The sequence below is a fragment of the Candidatus Aramenus sp. CH1 genome, from assembly GCA_022678445.1.
In the GTDB taxonomy this organism is placed as follows: domain Archaea; phylum Thermoproteota; class Thermoprotei_A; order Sulfolobales; family Sulfolobaceae; genus Aramenus.
On the sequence record JALBWU010000001.1, the window covers coordinates 41,464 to 60,579 of the forward strand.

Annotated in this window: 18 protein-coding genes; 10 read left to right on the forward strand and 8 right to left on the reverse strand. The window is 49.8% G+C overall.

All coding sequences use genetic code 11. The features are described from left to right. Positions 1-3,924: a protease pro-enzyme activation domain-containing protein gene (locus tag MPF33_00255; protein ID MCI2413676.1), complete on the reverse strand. Its 3,924-nt coding sequence runs from the start codon at positions 3,922-3,924 to the stop codon at positions 1-3. Between the two features lie 166 nt (positions 3,925-4,090). Between MPF33_00255 and MPF33_00260 the strand changes: the two genes are divergently transcribed. After that, positions 4,091-5,149: a hypothetical protein gene (locus MPF33_00260; protein ID MCI2413677.1), complete on the forward strand. Its 1,059-nt coding sequence runs from the start codon at positions 4,091-4,093 to the stop codon at positions 5,147-5,149. On the opposite strand, the gene MPF33_00265 is transcribed toward MPF33_00260, so the two are convergent. Next, positions 5,146-5,493, reverse strand: coding sequence for a DsrE family protein (locus MPF33_00265; GenBank protein ID MCI2413678.1), 348 nt, complete (start codon positions 5,491-5,493; stop codon positions 5,146-5,148). The genes MPF33_00260 and MPF33_00265 overlap by 4 nt on opposite strands. A gap of 37 nt (positions 5,494-5,530) precedes the next feature. Then, on the reverse strand, positions 5,531-6,862 hold the full coding sequence (locus MPF33_00270; GenBank protein ID MCI2413679.1) for an APC family permease: 1,332 nt from the start codon (positions 6,860-6,862) through the stop codon (positions 5,531-5,533). A gap of 221 nt (positions 6,863-7,083) precedes the next feature. Here MPF33_00270 and MPF33_00275 point away from each other — a divergent pair, with 221 nt between their 5' ends. Next, positions 7,084-9,528: a protein kinase gene (locus tag MPF33_00275; GenBank protein ID MCI2413680.1), complete on the forward strand. Its 2,445-nt coding sequence runs from the start codon at positions 7,084-7,086 to the stop codon at positions 9,526-9,528. 16 nt (positions 9,529-9,544) lie between these two features. Here MPF33_00275 and MPF33_00280 read toward each other — a convergent pair whose 3' ends face one another. Next, positions 9,545-10,333 (reverse strand): tetratricopeptide repeat protein, encoded by a 789-nt coding sequence (locus tag MPF33_00280; protein ID MCI2413681.1) that lies wholly within the window; start codon positions 10,331-10,333, stop codon positions 9,545-9,547. Positions 10,334-10,456: 123 nt separating this feature from the next. Here MPF33_00280 and MPF33_00285 point away from each other — a divergent pair, with 123 nt between their 5' ends. Further along, positions 10,457-10,858, forward strand: coding sequence for a hypothetical protein (locus MPF33_00285; protein ID MCI2413682.1), 402 nt, complete (start codon positions 10,457-10,459; stop codon positions 10,856-10,858). Next, positions 10,858-11,367 carry a hypothetical protein gene (locus MPF33_00290; GenBank protein MCI2413683.1) on the forward strand — a complete coding sequence of 170 codons (510 nt, stop codon included), beginning with the start codon at positions 10,858-10,860 and terminating at the stop codon, positions 11,365-11,367. Before MPF33_00285 ends, MPF33_00290 begins: the two co-directional genes overlap by 1 nt. Here MPF33_00290 and MPF33_00295 read toward each other — a convergent pair. Continuing rightward, positions 11,347-12,606, reverse strand: a complete 1,260-nt coding sequence (locus MPF33_00295) for an NAD(P)/FAD-dependent oxidoreductase (protein MCI2413684.1) — start codon at positions 12,604-12,606, stop codon at positions 11,347-11,349. The genes MPF33_00290 and MPF33_00295 overlap by 21 nt on opposite strands. Before the next feature lie 32 nt (positions 12,607-12,638). Between MPF33_00295 and MPF33_00300 the strand changes: the two genes are divergently transcribed. The 3 genes from MPF33_00300 to MPF33_00310 are packed head-to-tail and all read left to right on the forward strand — an operon-like array spanning position 12,639 to position 14,432. Then, a complete protein-coding gene (locus MPF33_00300; GenBank protein MCI2413685.1) occupies positions 12,639-12,944 on the forward strand; it encodes a hypothetical protein in 306 nt (101 codons plus the stop codon). A 6-nt stretch (positions 12,945-12,950) separates the two neighbouring features. Continuing rightward, positions 12,951-13,691: a DUF87 domain-containing protein gene (locus MPF33_00305; protein ID MCI2413686.1), complete on the forward strand. Its 741-nt coding sequence runs from the start codon at positions 12,951-12,953 to the stop codon at positions 13,689-13,691. A gap of 54 nt (positions 13,692-13,745) precedes the next feature. Further along, a complete protein-coding gene (locus tag MPF33_00310) occupies positions 13,746-14,432 on the forward strand; it encodes an ATP-binding protein (GenBank protein MCI2413687.1) in 687 nt (228 codons plus the stop codon). Here the strand turns inward: MPF33_00310 and MPF33_00315 are convergent. After that, positions 14,413-15,564: a DNA double-strand break repair nuclease NurA gene (locus tag MPF33_00315; protein MCI2413688.1), complete on the reverse strand. Its 1,152-nt coding sequence runs from the start codon at positions 15,562-15,564 to the stop codon at positions 14,413-14,415. The two genes, MPF33_00310 and MPF33_00315, sit on opposite strands and share 20 nt — an antisense overlap. Then, the gene (locus MPF33_00320; GenBank protein ID MCI2413689.1) at positions 15,548-16,147 is read right to left on the reverse strand and encodes an adenosylcobinamide amidohydrolase; all 600 of its coding nucleotides are present in this window, start codon (positions 16,145-16,147) and stop codon (positions 15,548-15,550) included. The genes MPF33_00315 and MPF33_00320 overlap by 17 nt, the downstream gene beginning before the upstream one ends. A 136-nt stretch (positions 16,148-16,283) precedes the next feature. On the opposite strand from MPF33_00320, the gene MPF33_00325 reads away from it, so the two are divergent. After that, positions 16,284-16,580 carry a hypothetical protein gene (locus MPF33_00325; protein ID MCI2413690.1) on the forward strand — a complete coding sequence of 99 codons (297 nt, stop codon included), beginning with the start codon at positions 16,284-16,286 and terminating at the stop codon, positions 16,578-16,580. Between the two features lie 382 nt (positions 16,581-16,962). Continuing rightward, entirely contained in the window at positions 16,963-17,277 is a 315-nt protein-coding gene (locus tag MPF33_00330) for a 4Fe-4S binding protein (protein MCI2413691.1), read from the forward strand. On the opposite strand, the gene MPF33_00335 is transcribed toward MPF33_00330, so the two are convergent. Continuing rightward, positions 17,274-18,413, reverse strand: coding sequence for an MFS transporter (locus MPF33_00335; protein MCI2413692.1), 1,140 nt, complete (start codon positions 18,411-18,413; stop codon positions 17,274-17,276). The genes MPF33_00330 and MPF33_00335 overlap by 4 nt on opposite strands. Before the next feature lie 243 nt (positions 18,414-18,656). Here MPF33_00335 and MPF33_00340 point away from each other — a divergent pair, with 243 nt between their 5' ends. Beyond that, entirely contained in the window at positions 18,657-19,070 is a 414-nt protein-coding gene (locus tag MPF33_00340) for a DUF3211 domain-containing protein (GenBank protein MCI2413693.1), read from the forward strand. The last annotated feature ends 46 nt before the right edge of the window (positions 19,071-19,116 follow it).

Consider the following 19,116-nt stretch of genomic DNA (forward strand, 5'->3'; position numbering starts at 1 on the left):
TCACTCACCTCCCCTCTTCCTCAGGGACAAAAACAACGCAACTATCCCTATGATTAGGCCAACTGAGGCTATGCCTATCCCGACGTAACTATCAGTGCCCACAGAGTTAAGGGAGCTGTGCAGGGAGCTTATTTGGCTACTGGAGACCACTTCGTGGTAGGAGTTATAGATGTTAGCATACAAGGTGTAGCTTAGCCCGTCGGACACAGTCACCTCTATTGTGTAGAGCCCGTCGGGCAACTTGGAGGCGTTGAAGGGGATTGATATGGATACTCCACTGCTAGTAGTACTCACGGAATAGCTTACTGGACTACCGTCGAGCTCCACTGAAGTGACCTTAAGCTGTTCTCCAGTGACGTTGACGGTCACGGTCGAAGTACCGGTAGTCACGTTCACTGGAGACACGTAAGTTACTGTGGGCTCGGGCAGGGTCGACTCGTTTATTACGTTGACCTCGCTGACTCCCTCCAGCATCACAACGGAGTTGCTGACGTTAAAGGCGTAAGAGGAGTCCTCGATCACGGAGCTTATCAGCTTAGCGGTAGAGGAGGTTAGGCTTAAGGCTATCATCTTCCCGCCGAGCGTGTCTTGGATAAAGGTCACGTTAGAGCTCATGGCATTAACTTGGGTTACCTTAGAGCCCTCTACAACTACGGTCGAGTTGTACGCGTCGAGCTCGCCGACTATGGAGTCCTCAAGTACTATCTCGCCCACTCCGCTTACCTTTAGCGAGTTTACGTAGACGTTGTCCAAGACGTAGGTGGTGCCATTGAAGGTCAAGAGCGGTACCGCGGTAATGTTCTTAGTCTCAACAACTAGGTTTCCTAGGTACGTGTAGGGCATGACGTTCAGGAAGGTGGAGTAGTATACGTTATGCCCTGTTGCAGAGACCCCAGTTATTACGAGGTTCCAGGGGCCAGACAGCTCGTACGGGTTTGCCCCCTCGTAGAAGTCTGAGTAGCCAGTGTAGTCGTTAAGCACGGAGGGCACTGTAAACACTCCCACCCACTCGTTAAGTGCTGAGTTATACTGCATGGGCACGTAGGTGTCGAACTCTACTACAAGCGAAGCGAAGGAGAACTGAGATGGGAACAAGGTCAACGAGAACTCGCCGTACTTTACTTCGGTGCCGTTGGGGTAAGTTATGTTAGCTGTGACCACCAAGTTCTGGCCCTCGTATGCTGTAGTCACTCCCCTCACCTCTGGAGTAAGCGTGGAGCTACCCACGTAGAAAGAGGTTGTGAAGTTTGCAACTTCTGTACCCACTGACGTGGGTACGTTGGCCTCAATGACCACGGTGTAGAACCCGGGAGTGAAGTTACTTGGAATACTAAAGTTGGCCTCGTGGAAGAAGAATGCGTTTATGATGCCGAACTGGGGTACTTCCGGTGCTGGGACCATCGGCACTGAGGCGACCAGCCTACCGTCTGGGTTGTAGATGTAGGCAGTCATGTTAGAGGTGAATATCCCAAGACCGCTAGAACCTACCGCAAGCCCAAATATTGTCACGTTCTGCCCTGGATCAGCTGAGGGTAGCCCGTCGTTTATGGGCGTAAAGACTAGGCCTTCTATGATCCCTCCCACGTAGTCGAAAGTGTACGTACTGCCGTAGGTGTTGTTAATTACCAATATGTAAGTCCCCTGTGGGGTCGGGGGTAGGAACGCTGTAACGCCCTTATAGAGCCCAGGCGTGGTGGTCGGGAGGAGGGTGACGTTAGCGTAGCTCACGCCGTTCTGGATGAAATACGCAGTGAAGGTCTGAGAGGTCACGGGCGTGCCGTTGGGATAATAGATGCACGCCTCCACTGTTATTGGTTCGTCGATGGGCAGGAAACTGCCAACTGGCGTCAGGATGTTTACTGACTCGCCCACGTCCACGTCAGCCACTCCAACACCAGACTCGTTGTAGGCAGTTCCATTGACAACTACGCTCCAGACGTTGGGAGGGTCTCCGGGAGATATCGTGAAGTTCCCGACCCAGTACGTGCCGTTAAAGATCAAGGGGACTTTCGCCAGGAAGCCGTCCAACGTGTAGATGTACGCGTTGAAGGAGCCATTAGTTACCGTCCTTCCTCCCTGCGTAGAGATATAGGCGACCACGGTAAAGGTGGAGCCGTACATGTACCAGGGGTAGGGAACTCCGGACTCGAAAGTGCCCACTGACACGTCCAAGTGAGTAGCGTGACTTAGCAGGTAGGATATTGCCCTCTCGAGGCCTCCCACGTTGGGGCTACCTAGTCCAGTTACTAGGTTATAGGAGTCGTTGGCGCTGTACTTGCCGTTGTAACCAAACGTAACTGGGTGGAAGGCCTCGCTATACAAGGTCTTGTTCTCGTAAATCGCGTAAAGCAGGGGGTTCACTAGACCGAGGGGCTTCCCAAGGTAGGAGTCCACGTCAGCTATTGCCCCAGCCCACAAGGGAGTGGCCATGCTAGTCCCTCCTATAACTTCCTCTTGGCCATCCACTATTATCACACCACCGGTGTACGGGTTGGCGTCCGCAGCAACGTCAGGGGTAGTCCTAAACTTGGAGTGGGTAACGGGCATTTGGTACCACGGCGCTGGGAAGAAGGTGCTATAGCCTCCGGTGGAGCTTACAGTACTTGTCCCTATACCAGCGTGCCACGGGTCGACGCTCCACGCAGTTTCGTAACCGTAGGTGGCAGTAGAGTTATAGGACGACAAGTAGCCGGAGGTGACGTTAACGTAAAGTGAGGTACCTCCCACAGCGGTCACAAACGGAGAAGAGGACGGGAATAACACTCCACCGTACGTCGTCAAGGTACCCCCATAAGCTCCCTCGTCCCCTGATGCCGCGAAGAAGGATATTCCCTCCGCTGCGCCCAGCATGAAGTAGTAGTCAAGGTAGGGGTAATTGGGAAACTGAACCCCATCTACTACTGCGTAGAAGCCTGAGGCGGAGTACAAGTTCTCCGGGGCCCCCCAGCTCATGCTCACCACTTGCGCCAAGTCCTCGCTAACTATGAGGTCTATTGCCTCAAACAATGCCGGCCCGTTGTTTGAGGCCACGACTAAGTCGACTTTGGCGTACGGTGCCATTGCGTGAACCATCTCCACGTCCAACGCGGTCTCGGTGGCCCAGCCATTGAAGATGCCGTATATTGGATGGTATGGGCCCACTGGGATCACGGTCAAGTTAATTGGAGGTAGGCCAAACATCTTGTCAAAGGCCTTCAAGTCTTGGTAGATCTCCGGATCCCCAAAGGCGTCGACTACTGCCACAGTGACGTTATATCCTGGCTTATTTCCTGTGACGTTATAGGCGCCCTCGAAGTCCTTTGGGGTGTAGTATAAGGCGGAGAACTGGAAAGTGGGCAACCCTTGTAGGGAAGTCGGGATTAGGGCTCCGTGTTCTACCTTGCCCACAACAAAGTGCTGAGGCCTAATTAAGGTGAAGTTAGTCAACCCCCCGATTACGACGCCCTTAAGGAACTCTGGTACCTTAGGGGTTACCACGGGCTTGTAGTACACTTCCCCGCTGTTGTTGAACAAGTAGAACTGGGTTGAGAATAGGCTCTCCACAGTGCCTGCAGGCGCCTGCACGAAGACAGAGAAGGGGCTCTCGTACACCACTTGGAACCCTTCTTGTTCAAAGCCTTGGGCAATCTCGTCTACCTGCTGCTGTTGCCCAAACATTGAGACCAACTGCGAGTTTGACAGAGGTTTTATCTGGTGGTTTACAACTTCTTGAGCTACAAAGTAGAGCTCGTTCATGTTCTTAGGGGGCACAAAAACCTCGATGCAGACTTGAGCACTAGGGCTGAGCGGACCGATCTCGTTGCCCAGTAGCTGAGGTCCCACGTACTGTACTTGAGAGCCAAGACCTATCCCTACAAAACTCGGGAACAAAATCCCTAACAGGAGAAAAATCAACATCAGTATAATATTTTTGGATAAGACCATAATTTAATGATGACGTCAGCGTTTATAAACTTTGATTATATTCATTATATAGAAAATTAAAAGATATTTGACACGTCGATAAGATGCTAAAAATTCAAAAAAGTAAAAAAGTATAGGGACTTTGAAGAAGTTTTATAATGCAGATATCCAAAGCAGAAGTTTTATAATGCAGATATCCAAAGCAATAGAATATATGAGAGCCAACGTTATAGTGGGCATAATAGCCATTATCTTGATTTCCGTAGGGGTATACGAGATACTTACCTACCACCCTTCCTCCCACGTGTCAGCCCCAACTAAGACGCCTAGCATTATTACTACGCAAACCAACTCCCCACAAGCACCAACGCCGCTGTCCCAAGACCCCAAGTACGCTGAGCGAGTGACAGGAATAACCCCATTCTATGTGGCGGCGTGGTTTGAAGTGAACAACTTGAGCGGACTTCCCTTAACGTCAGGACACGTAAACGTCACGCGCTTCAACCTCGGCAACGTCACGTTTGAAGAAGGGGCATTTGAAGTAGTGAAACACAACTCCTCTACTTTTGCAGTTATTGGTTTCGCAAAACTTAACCCATCCCTAAACAGGAACTACATATACGCCTTAATACCCTTGCTGGGCTTAAACTTCACCGTTGAAAAGACCGGCAACTACGAGAGCTTCAGTTACTTCTACGGTGATTACTCTGGGGCGGGGATTGCCTTGGGGTTTAACGGCTCCGTCTTCGTGGGGGTGTTGTTGAACGGCACTTTAAATAACGTCAACTACTCAGCGCAGCTCCTCATAGAGCAAGTGAACTCCCTGGTAAAGAACTCCACCCTCAGTCTGACTCCCCCGGACATTTTACCTAAGTTCAGCATGGAACTAGCGGGGTGGGGGTACGTCAACGACACCTCTATACTGTCTAAGATAGGGCTTAACGCCACCATATCTTCTGGCTACATAGGATTCTACACCAACACTACCTCTTACTTGACCTTGGGAGTAAGCCAGTTTGCTAACGCGAGCGACGCTGAGGAGGCGTTCTCGTCAATAGCGTCACATACACAAAACGTCACAGAGAACTACACAACGGGGTCAATAGATGGAGCAAAGTACCTCTCGTTCGAGTTTAACTCTACGAGCGCTATAGTGGCACAGTACAACAACTACTTAACATACGCCATAGGAAAGAACGCAAACGTGTTGCAAGCTGTAGTAGAGGAAATAAAAACGCTCTCTTAGAAAGAGACAACGGCATACCCTTCATCTATTTTTCTCGCGGTCTCCACTCCGCCCATTACCTCCTTTACGTTGTCGAAAATCAAGTCCTTAGTTAACCCTAGGTTTTTGAGGGATATACCGCAGTAGCTTACCTCGATCCCAGCTTCTATCATGTCGTTTACCAACTTCCTCATCTGCTCTGCGTTAGCCGCGTTCTTGAGCAGGGTCTCCACACCCCTTCCTAAGAACATGAGGGACACTGCGGCATTGGCGTTCTTCCTAGCTCCAAGGGCGAAGTTTATAGCCATAGTTGCCCTATTTATGTCGTCCTTTCCTGCCGTGGAAATAACGAATATCTTGGCCATAGGTGTTTTTAAACTTTAGAAAATAAAAAGTTGTTTTTCAGCTTTCCTCCTGCTCTTCCTTGCTCATGTAAATTACCTCTGCCGCCAAGAAGCCCATAATTATGAACGTCATGAAGGCGTACACCAAACTAGGGGTGGAGCCGCTTATTGAGTAAACTAGATTATAAATAGTGAAGGCAGCCGCTCCCACACTCAGCGAGATCTCCGGAAGCCTCTTCCTGAACCTCTTCGTGGATATTTTCAAGAGGGAGAAGTCCGAAGCAAGGTGCACAAACAAGTTGGAAAGGACTGCGATTTCGCCTATTGCCTCAAACGCCAGGAAGGCGTTTCCGGAGGCCAAGTCAAGGCCTAGGAACACCGAGATGCCGTAGAGCAGAGCAGTCAACAGAACCGCGTTTAAGGGTCCCCTTGAAGGCTCAAACTTAGCCAAACTTTCGGGCAAAAATCCCTTCACCGCCATAGAGTAGGCGGTCCTCGAAGTAGCTAACATAAAGGAGAGAGTAGCGAGTATTCCGTCGTTGGCCGCAGCGAAAAGCACGAAAATCAAGGTAATTATCCCCAACCTGTCCTCTATCAACCTCAAGAAGTCCACATTGTTGGCCGAAATGTGGTAAAATATCAAGTGGTCTGAGATAGCGTACACGTCAAAGGAAGCCAAAAGTCCCCCCAACAGGATAACGGTAATTATGGCTAAAGGCACTGTCTTCTTTGGGTCCTTTACTTCTCCGGAGAGAGGGGTTATTGACCCGTAGCCTGTAGGTATGCTTGAGCCGAAGAGTATCGCCAACGTCAACTGCGATATTGGGATGTGGAAGCTGAAGGGGTTGTAAAAGGTGAAGTTGGTAGACCTTAAGAAAAGCACAGCCAGGACGCCCATAATGGAGATCTCTATTAAGCTAGCTACCACCGCGTACTTCGCAGTGGGCTTAATTCCCAGAACCGCAAAGACGGACGAGACTCCAAATATGAGTAGTGCCACGAGCCAAGGGCTCACTGGCAGGACGTGGGAAACCACGTAGCTTGAGCCCAGCACATACGCCGCACCGTAAAGAGTAGAGTAGACGAGGTAGACCCAGCCTGTCTCGAAGCCAAGTCTCTTCGTAAGGGAGTAGAACGCGTACGTGTAGTACCCTCCGGACTCGGTGAACCTCGTTGAGAGCTTATAGACCACTAGCCCGTTAACTAACACCAATAACGTCCCCAGGATAATCGCTACTGGACCAAAGGGACCGGCTATAACGAAGGCCACCACGCCATAGGTGAGCACGCTTAGGAAAGGGGACTGGCCCCCCAAAGAAAGGAAAACTATGTCCCTAAAGGTTATTGTCCTCTTGGGTTCTTGGCGAGAAACCTCCCTAGCCTTACTCATGATCAAGATAAATCAACTGCTGTCACAAATAATAAAACTTTCTTGAATGTGTAGGATTAACATTCATTATAACCTTAAAAATTGTATTTAACTAATATTACATTGTTATATACTCACGAAATAAATGATTATTGAGCTTAGGGAGTAATACGTGGAGCCATGAAAAGAACGTGAAAGAGGCAAAAGTTATAATTTGAGAAGAAAGATTTTCGTGAAGCAAGTTGCCCATTAGACCTAAGAAGTCTGCTGTTGTAAACGGGGTATCAAGGAGTTTCAAAGTTGTTGGATTCGTTCTTACGTTAATCTTCGCTTTCCTGTCCCTGACATACTACGCCCACTCATACAGGAGCGTCGTAACCAGTTCCCATGACAGTTTGGCGCTCACTACTGTATTGAAACTTGGGCTCCAAGTAGAGCTGATTTTGATATTTACCTTTATTGCGTTCTCTGGCCTAATTTCCGGTTACCTTAAGGCGTTGGGTTCGGCCCTGCTAGTATCCATAGGGATCTCCGTGCCTGGAATAGTGATCTTCAAGAGCCATATGATCTTTAACGACGAACAGCTTGTCTTCTCGCTGCTGTTCTTCCTCGGGAGCTCCCTAGTCCTACCTGTCTTAGTTAGGAAAAGGGGAGGCCTAAAGACCCTCATAGCTACTCTCCTAGGCTCCGTACCGGTCCTCTTGCCCCTCCTAACGTACTCGCTGAGACCTCTGCCCCCAAGCTTTTCGCAGACTAGCGACCTACCAGTCCTCGCGTTCTTGGGTGGGCAAAACACTTACCTAGACGAGATAGGATTACTATCCAGTTTTGGAGTGCTCCTAGGCTCGACCTTAGCGTCGCTGAGACCTGGGTTTAGGACTGGGAGGCCCGAGATAGACGTTACCTTACCCTCAGTAGCGGTCTCCCTTGCTGGGATAGCGTCCTTCGCGGCGTTGTGGGGCGTACCTTCAGCCTTGGTCTACCTATTGCCCGTGGTCGGTTTCCTCAGCTTCGTCTCAGTTGTCAAGAGGGAACTGGGATTAGTGCCTGCGGCGTTGGCGTTGGCGATATCGTTGTACATTGCTTACCAAGCCCTTAAGTCGCTCAATATCCTTAACCTCACGATTACGTGGCCTGCACCTTACTTCCTTTCCCCCTTGCCCTTAGCGTACCTCTACGTGGTAGGGGTAAACTCGCCCCTTTTGTTTGACCCATATGCCCTAGAGAGCAAGGCTCTGAAGGCTTTGAACCAGGGGAACTACGGCATAGCCAGGAACTACCTGAACATGCTCAAGAGCTACGGCATCTCCGAGACTGAGGTCTTCTTGGAAGTGCTTTCTAGCAGGAACTGCAACGCCATTTTATGGATGCAGGACAACTTCAGGATTGACTATAGCAAGTGCGGCAAACTCCTAAGATACTCAGTGGACTGCATGATAAGCAAAAACGTCCTGCCAGCGCCAGCTGACAAGATCCTCGAAGTCCTAGCTTCCACAGACCAAGAGTACGCAGAGAAGCTCGCTGGCTTTATACTCTCAAAGGGCACTAGGGACATAAGGGCACAAAAGGCAAAGCAGATAATGGCTAGGCTTTACGGGAACCACCAGCCTCAGCAGACCTCGCAACAACCACCGCAACCGCCACAGCCTCAACAACTGAAGGCGCCTCCCTTAGACCATTGGAAACCAGAGCTCTGGCTAGGTAGGGAACTCTACGGCTATAGGGTGACCAGAGTGTTGGGCTCCGGTGGCACCTCCTACGTCCTTGAAGGCGTTAGGGGAAACGAGAGATACGCAATCAAGATACCAAAACTGTCCGGGGCTCAGAAGGAGGCAACTAGGGCGAGCTTCACTACCTTTGTTGACTTGTCAAAGGAGTCCTCCAAGTTGCAGGAACTGTCTGAGAACAACGACGCAATAGTGAGGATATTCGGTACCTTCATAGACGTCAACACCATAAAGAGCATCGAAAACGGCGAGACCTCCTACTACTTGACGTCTCCCCCAGCAATAGTCATGGAACTGACGGAAGGAGGAACGTTAAATGACCTAATCAAAAAGAGGGAGGTGATACTGTCAAAGTACTGGCCGGACGCTGTGAAGTTGATTTTCCTGAGGATAGCGTATGCCTTGGACTTCATACACAACCCCAAGTTGCAGGGCACAACTGGGTACGTCCACTTGGACGTCAAGCCCCAGAACGTCTTCTTCAAGGTCCCTCCGGGCAACTTAGGAGAGGAGGTACTCGAGAACCTGAAGTACGGGAGGACGGTGGTGAAACTCGGGGATCTGGGCTCAGCCAGAAGAATAGGAGAGTCATTCTTTGAGTACACAGCCGAGTACTGTCCAATAGAACAAGTTGAGGCAGCGATAACTAGGAGGGGGGCGCAGCCCTCCATGGACGTCTACGCCTTTGGGGCCACCTTGTACAAGGCCCTCACGGGAGTGACCTATAACCCACCAGAGGTGATCAAGCTGATGGACGAGGCTGTGAGCAAGATGCTGTCCGGGTCTGTAGGCTACCAGGAAGCAATAAACAGGGCTAAGAACATCTACGCCAGCTATTACGGGAGGAATCTAGGCGACGTGCCCGAGAGGTTCCGCCCAATAATCCTCGCTACTACCCACCCGAACCCCGCCCAGAGGCCAAAGATGAGCGAGGTAATAGAGATGCTCAAGAGGGCATAGCGGATGAAGGCTTAGGTCAGCTTGAGCCCTCCTTGGAGTTGTCAAGCTTCATCGCGCTCTCCACGTCCTTCATAGCGTTCTCCTCTCTCCCCATCTTGAAGTAAGTCTTTGCCCTCCTAACGTACGCCTGCCTCATCCCGGGGTTAATTGCCAACGACTTAGTGTACAGCTTTACTGCCTCCTCCAGCTTACCAGTCTTCTCCCTTATAATCCCCTTCCCCAAGTAGGCCTCAGCGTAGTAGGGATTCAAGTTTATTGCAACGTCGAAGTCCTCCTCAGCCTCTTTGTCGTTGCCCAACGCCATATGGCTCAGCGCCCTATAGTAGAACAAGTCTGCGTCAAAGCCGTAAAGGGAGATTGCCTTACTCAAGTCCTTTATTGCGTCGTAGTACATCCCGAGGAAGTACTCGGTTATGCCCTTAACCTTGTAGTAAAGGGGTGTGGAGGCGTACTTCTCTGGGAGGTCCTCCAGTTCCTTGAAAGCGTCCTTGTACTGCTCAAGCTTCAGGAACGCCATGGCCCTCAGTAGCTTTGCCTCTGGGTCGCTGTTATCTCCCAAAACCCTTAGCGCGTCGGCGTACCTGCCCCTGTTTACCATAATCTTGGCCACCTCTATTAACTTGCCCGCGCTCATGAACGCGTCAATTGCCTCCTCATCTCTCCCAAGCTCCAGGAGGATCCTTCCTAGAAGTTCGTAAGCCTCCCTGCTGGGGTTCATGGCTATTAGTTCCTTGATCTTCATGAGGGCGTAGTTCAAGTTACCGGCGTTGAGCTGAGATATTATTTCCTCTAGGTTTTGAGCCATTATATCTATTTTTGTTTCTTACCTTTTAAAACTGCTAAACCTTTTATGCAATTAAATCCGCAAGGCCCTCACGACAATCATCATGTTTTAAGATTGCCTTCTGAGATACTAGAGTGAGCTTAAATGGATCTAGGCAAAGGGCTAGGGCTTTTGGCTTTCGCCGTGATCGTCATAGTAAACCTCTACTTCCTTAACGTGTCACAGATCTTTAACCAAGGAGTTTACCAGATAATGAACTTACGCACCTCTCTGGAGAACCCAGGGCTCAAGTTTTACTTCTCTGACAACGACGTAACAGTCTGCGTACAAAACCCCGATAACTTCACCATAACGATCTACAACATAACGGGGAACTACATGTACCTGCCCAAGAGCATCGTCGTCTACCCCCACTCCGAGGAAAACGTAACTCCGGTGATCACTGACTACCAGGCCTTCGCCAAAGAGGTGAGCTCGGGGGACTACAACGTCAGCCTTGAGATGTCGTTCCTTGGGCTAAACGTGACGTTCCACGAGGTGATATGATGAAGTACCCGTTGACCTCTTTGTCCCTAGTCTTAAACGTGGTCATAGCCCTGTTGCCCTTCTACTGGTGGAGCTACGGCATAGACGGGCTCATAGTGGTGAAGGACTCCCCGTTCCAGCTATACGTGAACTTGTTAGGGCAGGACTTGTTGATCGTCGAGATCGTCAACCTGCTCCTCTTTGCCTTTAGGTTCTACGTGATAACGGTGTCCTCGATATACTTGGTCTACTTGTACAAAGGCGAGCGCAAAACGTACGGCACAGTGTACTACCTCAGCTACTTGTACGTGCTTGACCCAGTAATCCTTTACTTGGCCTTCAACTACGTGCTCCCCTTCTTAGGCTACTCTACCTCCTATCCCTTCTTCATCATAGGACAAGAGAGGATGGAGTTGTCCTACTCCAACGCCCAGATCTCAGCTACCGTGTTCAGCTACCCCACTCTAGCGTACTGGTTCTCCCTAGCATCAGGAATAATATACTTGGCTTCAAGGGTTCTTAAGAGATAGGTCCTTGAGAACCTTCATTGCCGTATTGTAGCCCGGTATCCCCGTGACTTGACCTCCAGGGTACGTGCCGGCCCCAGTCAAGTAGAGTCCCTTTATGGGGGTGGTGTAGCCCCATCCCTTAACTGGCCTGCCGTCGAATAGGTATGGCTCAGCCATCGGCAAGTGGTTTAGGTTGCCGTAGGGAAGGAAGTACGCCCTCTCCGCGTCCCTTGCAGTGAGCTTTTCCTTGTACACTACCTCCCCCTTTATCATGTCCAGGGCCTCGTCTATGTCGCCCATCATCTCCATTACGTGTCCCCCGAGGCTGTCGTCCGCAAAGGAGGGTATGACTATTTCGCCTGCATACGTATCTAAAATGGAGGATGCGAAGGGCCTCAAGTTCTCGGGGAGCTTTGGCTTGTCCTTGAACACGACGTTGTACTTTACCCACCTACTGTGCCCCACCTTTACGTCCAGCTTTAGGTCTGTTAGCTCATTGAGGAGTAATGGACTCCCGGCAAGCACTACAACGTCAAAGTCCAGGACCTTACCGTTGACCTTTACCCCATTGACACTCTCCCTGCCTACTATCTCCTCTACCCTCGAGTTAAGCCTTACCTCCGCTCCAGCTTGCTCAGCCTTCTCCCTTATCCTCTCAGCCACTGTCCCCATCCCTCCCCTGACGTAGCTCCAGTCGGCGTAAAAGTAAGCTACAAGGTAGGCGGGAGAGTCCTCCATCCCGGGGTAGTAGAAGAACTCGTGCAGTTCCTTGGACAAGTACTTGTTGAGGAACTCCTTTACCGTTAACCTCATGAGCTCCCCGACGCCCTCCTTTTCCGCCTCTTCCCTCACTTCCTCTTCCGAGGGGGGTTCAGTGACGAAGGTGAACTTCCTCTCCAAGAGGGACTTGAACTTGCACACCAGCTCCTCGAACTCCCTGAAACCGCTCTCCCCGGCCCTCTCCAGTTCCTCTACCCTCTTCTGCTTGTCCCTCCAGAAGGGTATTGGCCGATCTAAGTAGATGGTCTGGACGGGATCCTGCCTTATGAGCGGGATCGAGAACTCCTCCAACAATCTTCTTGGCATTAGGCCTAGGACGTAAGAAGCCCTGCTTACCTTAACGCCTTTCACTTCTACGGTCTCAGTCATTCCCCCTACCTTGTTAGAGGCCTCAAACACGACTACGTCAAGCCCCGCCTTCCTCAAGAAGTAAGATGCTATGAGCCCGTTGTGACCCGCACCTATTACGGCAACTCTCATAGCTTAAATGTATCCGAACGAAATAAAACGCTATGGAGACTGACAAGCTAAAGAAGCTAATGGAAGAGGCTGAAGAGGAGGCAAAGAGGAGCTCCATCGACGGGATAGTGGGGAGGGTAACGAGGTTCGAGAACGTCAGGGTGGGGGAGTCGCATTACGTCGTGGTGGACGTGGCCTTTGAGGACTACTTAAGGACTCAAGTAAAGAGAGGCGAGTACTTGGCAATAAGGTCCATAATACCTAGGGTCACGATGGTGGGGGTGGTGGAAGCCATAACTAGATCTGACATGCTTGCTAGCCTCAAGATAAGGGAAGTGAATAACTACAGTGATCCCTAGACTCTGATGACTCCAACTACCATACAGCTTACCCCCATCACAGAGATGGACGACAAGGGAAGGGTGAGGCCAGCTGTGTCACCAATAGATCCCCAGTCACCAGTGTTTAGGCCAAGACCGGAGCTACTGGAGAAAGCCTTGGGTATCCCTGAGAAGGGCATAGTAGTGGGAAAGGTGTACTCTGGTGGAGAGGTAATAGAGGCCAACGTAAGGTTGGACGAGTTCACCCTCACCCACCACGTCCTGTTAATAGGCACCACTGGCTCTGGAAAGACGACTTTTCTCAAGAGGGTAGTCTCCTCGGACGACGTGGAAAAGCAGAGCGTGGTCTTCGACAGACAAGGAGACTTCGTTAGGCTCGCTTTAGAGAGGCTAAGGGATGCAACAATCATAATGCCCGTGACTACGCTGATGCAGGGTTACAGCACGGAAAAATACGTGGACCTCTTCTTGGATAGGTATGGGAATGCGAATAACGTAGTAATTGACGATGAATACGTGAGCCTCGAGTACGAAAATTCTAGGATCTACCTGGTGCCGTACTCGATAGCCTTTAGCGAAGTTATGGCGAACTTCCACAAGATGACCCCCTACATATCGCCCGCAGCGAGCTTAGTGTGGGAATCGCTAATGAGAAAGACCAGGGAGCTGTTGGTATATAAACTCGTGGACTACTTTGGGAAGGAGACACTCCCATATCCGAGGGCGTGGGAGCTCTACGAGACGGAGATCAAGCCAAGACTCTAAATAGACAACCTCACTGAGAGGTCCGTTTCTTTCAAGCCGAAGAAACTTCAAGTTGTGAAGGGCAAGAAAACAGGGTTTGTGAACTCCGACAACGAGGGTAACCTGCTGGTAGACGTGCCGGAGGCCTTCGAAAATGCCATGGAGTCGCTGAGCCTAGCCCCGCAAACCAAGGAATCGATTATCAGGGTGTTGAAGTCGTACAAGGAGTTCGGCATATTCGACGTCATGGGTACCTTCAACCGCGTGGGCAAAGGAGTATGGAAGGAAAAGAACATAATAGTGGACTTGAGCTGGATCCTTGACTACACTGCCTCCGTGGAGGCATTAGCCACGATCTCCTACAAGTTACTGTCTGACTTCTTCAAGTACAAGGACGATATGTACAAACAAGGCCAACAGACCACGCTTTCCCTCTTGATCATGGACGAGGCACACGAGTACTTCCCCCAAGCGAGCAACGAGAGCACAAAGGGGGTTATAGAGGACTTGATAAACAAGCTCATGAGGCTCGGAAGGGTTAGGAGGTTAGGGGTAGTCCTTGCAACCCACTACCCAGACGACCTGAACGAGCTCGTGATCCAGCTTTCCAACACTAAGGTGATCATGAGGAACGACCCCCAAGTGCTCAAGAAGTTAAGCGCTGAGGACTACGCAGACATACTGACAAACGCAGAGCCGGGGGTAGGGCTAATAAGGAGCATGAGGTTCACTAACGTCCTGTTCAAGTCCCTAGTTCCGTGAGCGCCGTCTCAAAAGCCAGCTTATCGTCGTGGATTACGTCGAGGAACTGGGATGCGATCCTGTAGCCTATGACGAAGAGAGAAGCGCTTACCTTTTTGCTTGCCTTGTCCACCACCTCTATCCAGGTAGGGATTCCCCTTTCGCTAAGCCTCGAGAACACCACGCCCGCGTAGTTCAGCGTGTCCATATCCAACGCCTCCACCCTGAAGAAGCTCCAAGGCCCAACGACCCTCCTTACAACAACGTAGTAGGCGTACTTTGGTGGAACTCCCTGCAGAACGCCCTCTACGCTTATGTCGTACTCCAGCTTGAAGGGGCCAAAGGCACATACCTGCTCTCCCTTGCACAGCTTTGAGTACAGCATCCGCATCACCTCGGGGTCCGGCATAGAGGGCAGGTTTCCAAGGACGTCGTTGACCTCCTTCACCTTGTATAGCTTCCTCGACTTCTCCAACCTCTTCACAACCCCCAGTACACTCTTCCCCTTAGCGACGTCTAACCTGTCCTTTATCAGGAGAGCGTAGGCGCGCCTATGGGACACCCTCGGGTTTCCGGGTGAGTAGCTGAAGTCTACCACAAGCTCAAGAGGAGTAGGGTAGATAGGCCCGTCTACAATCACAAGGTCCGCGTTTGCGGTCTTCAACGCCTCTGTCTCAGACTCGAACCTGAGCTCGTCGGCAACGTCGTCGAGGTAGGGGTAACTCCTCTCCTCGTAGTAGTCACCTACCCTGTTCCTGACTGCCACGTAGTCCTTGTCTATTACCTTTTCCAGTTCCTTCAGTATACCCTCGTTTGCCCACAACCCCAGGAACCTCGACTTGCCGTAGTAAGGGTAGAGCTTGAGCCCCTCTGTAGTGGAAAAGGTGGACATACCTAGTAAAACCATTCCCACAGATGTGTCCCTCAAGTACCGAGTGGAAGAGTCGACTGCGAACACGGTGAGTCCTGACTGCCCTGTTGAGGACCCTGTTAAGGACAGTGGCTTCACCTCTCCAAGGCCCTCTACCTTTATCTCCTCTTGCAACTCTATGCTCTGGTAGTCCCTAACAACGTCTGGGTACTCGCTCTTTAGCTTTGAGACCTCCTCTGTTATCCTCTTAATGTACTCCCTTATCTTAGCTTCCGAGGGCATTGCTCTTTTCCTTCTCGCCTTCAAGTAATAACCTTATGGTCTGCCTTACTTCCTTAGCTACCTTTCTGCCCACGTCTGTCCCGGGCCCTAAGAAACTTACCTCACCTGGCTTGCCACCTACCGCAACTGCGTCGCTGACAGTGCCCGTGAATTCGTAGGACAAGTCTCGAAGGGCACCAGACTTGGCCTCAGTGACGGTCCTTATTAAGTCCACCATCCCGTTGATGCTGACACCAAAGTCCAGGAACACTGCAACGTTGATCGTTTTCCCAGCGTTTTCACCGCTCTTCCCAATGCCAGCGCTAACCATTAGCTTTCCCCAGTCCCTTATCTTGTACGCGTAGTTCCTTGCAGCGGTCATGAAGATCGCGGTGTCGCCACACTCAGTGAACTTGGAACAGTAGTCCAGCGCGTCCCCCCAAGGGTCTTTGCTGTCGTAACCATGGTCTACGAAAATCATCATTACCTTCCTTACCTTCTGTATACCAATGGGATGCAGAGCCGAGGTAAGGGCGTAGTACTCATCTCCTAGGTCAAAGAGCACGTGAAACAATTGCGATCCGCCTTCACCTAGATCTTTCAAGGATTGAAGTTATCATAATACTTTATTAATGTTGTGTGGATTTTTTACGCAGTGATTAAACATTTTCTCCTTAATAACATAAGGAAATAAAACAGATTGTACTAAAGTTTTTAAATACATGTTAAAGCTTTCAGTAATGGACGAACTACACGCCGTATGGGGCATAGTGCTCTTAGACAAGAAAGTCCGCGTGTCAGTGGACAAGATAATAGCTCTTTTAACCGCGTTGAACGAGAAGGGGGATCTGTCTCTCTCAGACTCAAGGAAGATAATAGGCGACAAGACTTCTCATCCCGTGATAATTAGGGTCCTTGAGAGGCTGAAGGTAATAGAGAGGTACAAGAAAAGCAAATCTCACTATATTAAACTGACCGAGTTAGGTAAAAAGGTAATAGCAGCGTATCACGAGCTAGACAAGTCCATCTTTGAGTGAATCTTTGAGCGACAAGTTTATGATCTATTGTCCATTCATATTGACATTTTTCTAATTTTACTAAATTACTAATGAAAATATATCAATCAGCATTATATACCTTATAGAGATAAGGATAAAATGGGCGTAAACTTTCCCTTAATTATGAATGTCCAGTTGTTTATTCCGGACGAGCTATTCGATCAGATAAGGGCAATAGCCATAAGGAGGAACATGACCGTCAACGAGGTACTAATAGAGGCATTGGAGTACTACGTTGATGTATCAAAATATAGTTAATCTCAAATTAACTAAATATTCTGATAAATAAGAGTTATGATCCCGAAAAACTTAGGGGTTACATTATTTTATATTCTCATCATTAAGTTACCAAGGTGATAAATTGGGCATCGATCCGAACTACCGCACCTCAAGGCAAGTAGTTGAGGAACACGCGGGACACAAGGTATACGGCCCTGTTGAGCCACCAAAAGTCTTGGGAATCCACGGGACCATAGTGGGAGTGGACTTCGACATATGCATTGCTGACGGCTCGTGTATAACAGCGTGCCCGGTCAACGTGTTCCAGTGGTACGACACCCCAGGTCACCCAGCGTCAGAGAAAAAGGCAGACCCAGTTAACGAACAGGCTTGTATATTCTGCATGGCCTGCGTAAACGTGTGTCCTGTGGCAGCTATAGATGTTAAGCCACCTTAACCCTTTATTTTTTCCAATGGTAGGTTTTTGGTCCTTACACCGTAGATCCCGAACATTGCTCCAGCTACCATTGAAGCTATTGCAGTGACCGCGAAAGCCAACTCCACGTTTTGCCCGTAGAAGAAGGAGAGAGCTAGGGGTCCCAACACCCCACCCAAGTGCCCTATACCGTCCGCTATCCCAAAGCCTATTGTCCTCAGCTTTGTACCAATGTTTTCCGCTGTGTAAGTGTAGCACACGGGGAACTTGAACCCTTGGAAGAACATTATCGCGAACCCAATAGCAAGAAAGCTGAGCCCAGAGACCAGGGGCCAAGCTAACATGAGTGCACCGCTGGCGAAGTTTGAGGCAAAAGAGGTGAACTTCCTCTCTAGCTTGTCGTTGACTAGAGAAGCTACCACGACGCCCAAGGGATCGCCGTACAACACATAGGTGAAGTAAAGCGAACTGTTCTCAAAGCCTTTAGACGTTATTAACGAGAACACTGGCTTCGAGAACAGGGCGTAGCCAGCAAAGTAGCTCAAGAACCACGCCAAAAGAAAGGCGAAAACTACGGAGTCCCACTTGGCCTTTTGGGTTGCTGTAGCCTCCCACATCCTGGACTCTGGCAAGAGAAACCTAAAGGCGAAAGAAGGCACTGCTATCAAGACCCCAGCAAGGAAGAGGAGTTTCCAGAATCGCGTCCCTGCCAGCACAGCAACTGGGCCTACTACTAGGCTCATGAGGAACCCTGAGGCCTCCACTAGTCCTATTGTCCTGCCCCTTGAGGTGACCATTTCAGCTATGTAAGATGGGACTATGGCAACCTCTCCCTCGATCCCCATGCCTATAATTAGCTCAGCGACCACAAGGTAGTAGAAGTTTGGGGAGAGTAGGCCCAGGATGGAACCTAAGGAGATGAGGCCCATGGTAAAGATGAGCCCCTTCTTCCTGCCGAACTTGGAAGCTATGAAGCCGTTTATAGCCCCGCCTAAGAAGTACCCAAGCATCTCGCTACTTAAGGGTAAGTTAGCGACAGTTTGCGACACGTTAAATATCTTTGACGCGTAGTTCACTATGTAAGGTACGTTGAATATGTCCCAAAAAGAGAGGGAAGTGCCCAACGCCAAGAGAGCTAAGTGTTTTTTCTCGAGCATTTGGTATTTAACATATAAGTCACTTTATATAAGCTTTTCTGCATTACTTTAAAGTACTTATATCACTTAAATTTTTTAAGATCTATATTGATAGTTTAATCCACTGAAGCAATAACTTGATGTTAGATTTAAAGTACTCGCCATGTGGGTGAAAATCTTTTCAATTTAAGGTCTCCATTACTCCCTTGATTGTAGAAAGATTTTAAGATAAAAATAATAATGGCAATTACGAATATTTAAATAATGACCACGGTTTACAGGGAGTTTAAGACCTCACACGAATGCGACGCAGTCCTATCTATAATGAAGGACCCCAGGTTCTTGATCAAGAACTTGTTCCCTCCCGTGAAAGAGGTGGAATTAAGGGGGACTGTAGGGTTCGTTGCAACGGGCAAGTTCATGCTCCAGGGGTTCCAAATGTCCGGTAACGTTTACTCGTCACCTAGTTCAGTCACTTACGTGCTTACTATGAACGACAAGAGGGACAGCGGGGGGAAACTTGTGATCTCCTGCTTCGACGGAAACGTTAAGGTCAAGTTCGAGTACGAGGGGTGGTTCGACAGGCTGTCAGCTCCCTTCATAAGGTCGTGGTTTGACAGCTTCTCTAGGGGCTTTGACGAAAAGATTAGACTGGAGAGGATCTCCAGGAAGATCTAACGTATATATCTAACGTATATAATACAACAATAAATTTATCTTAAGG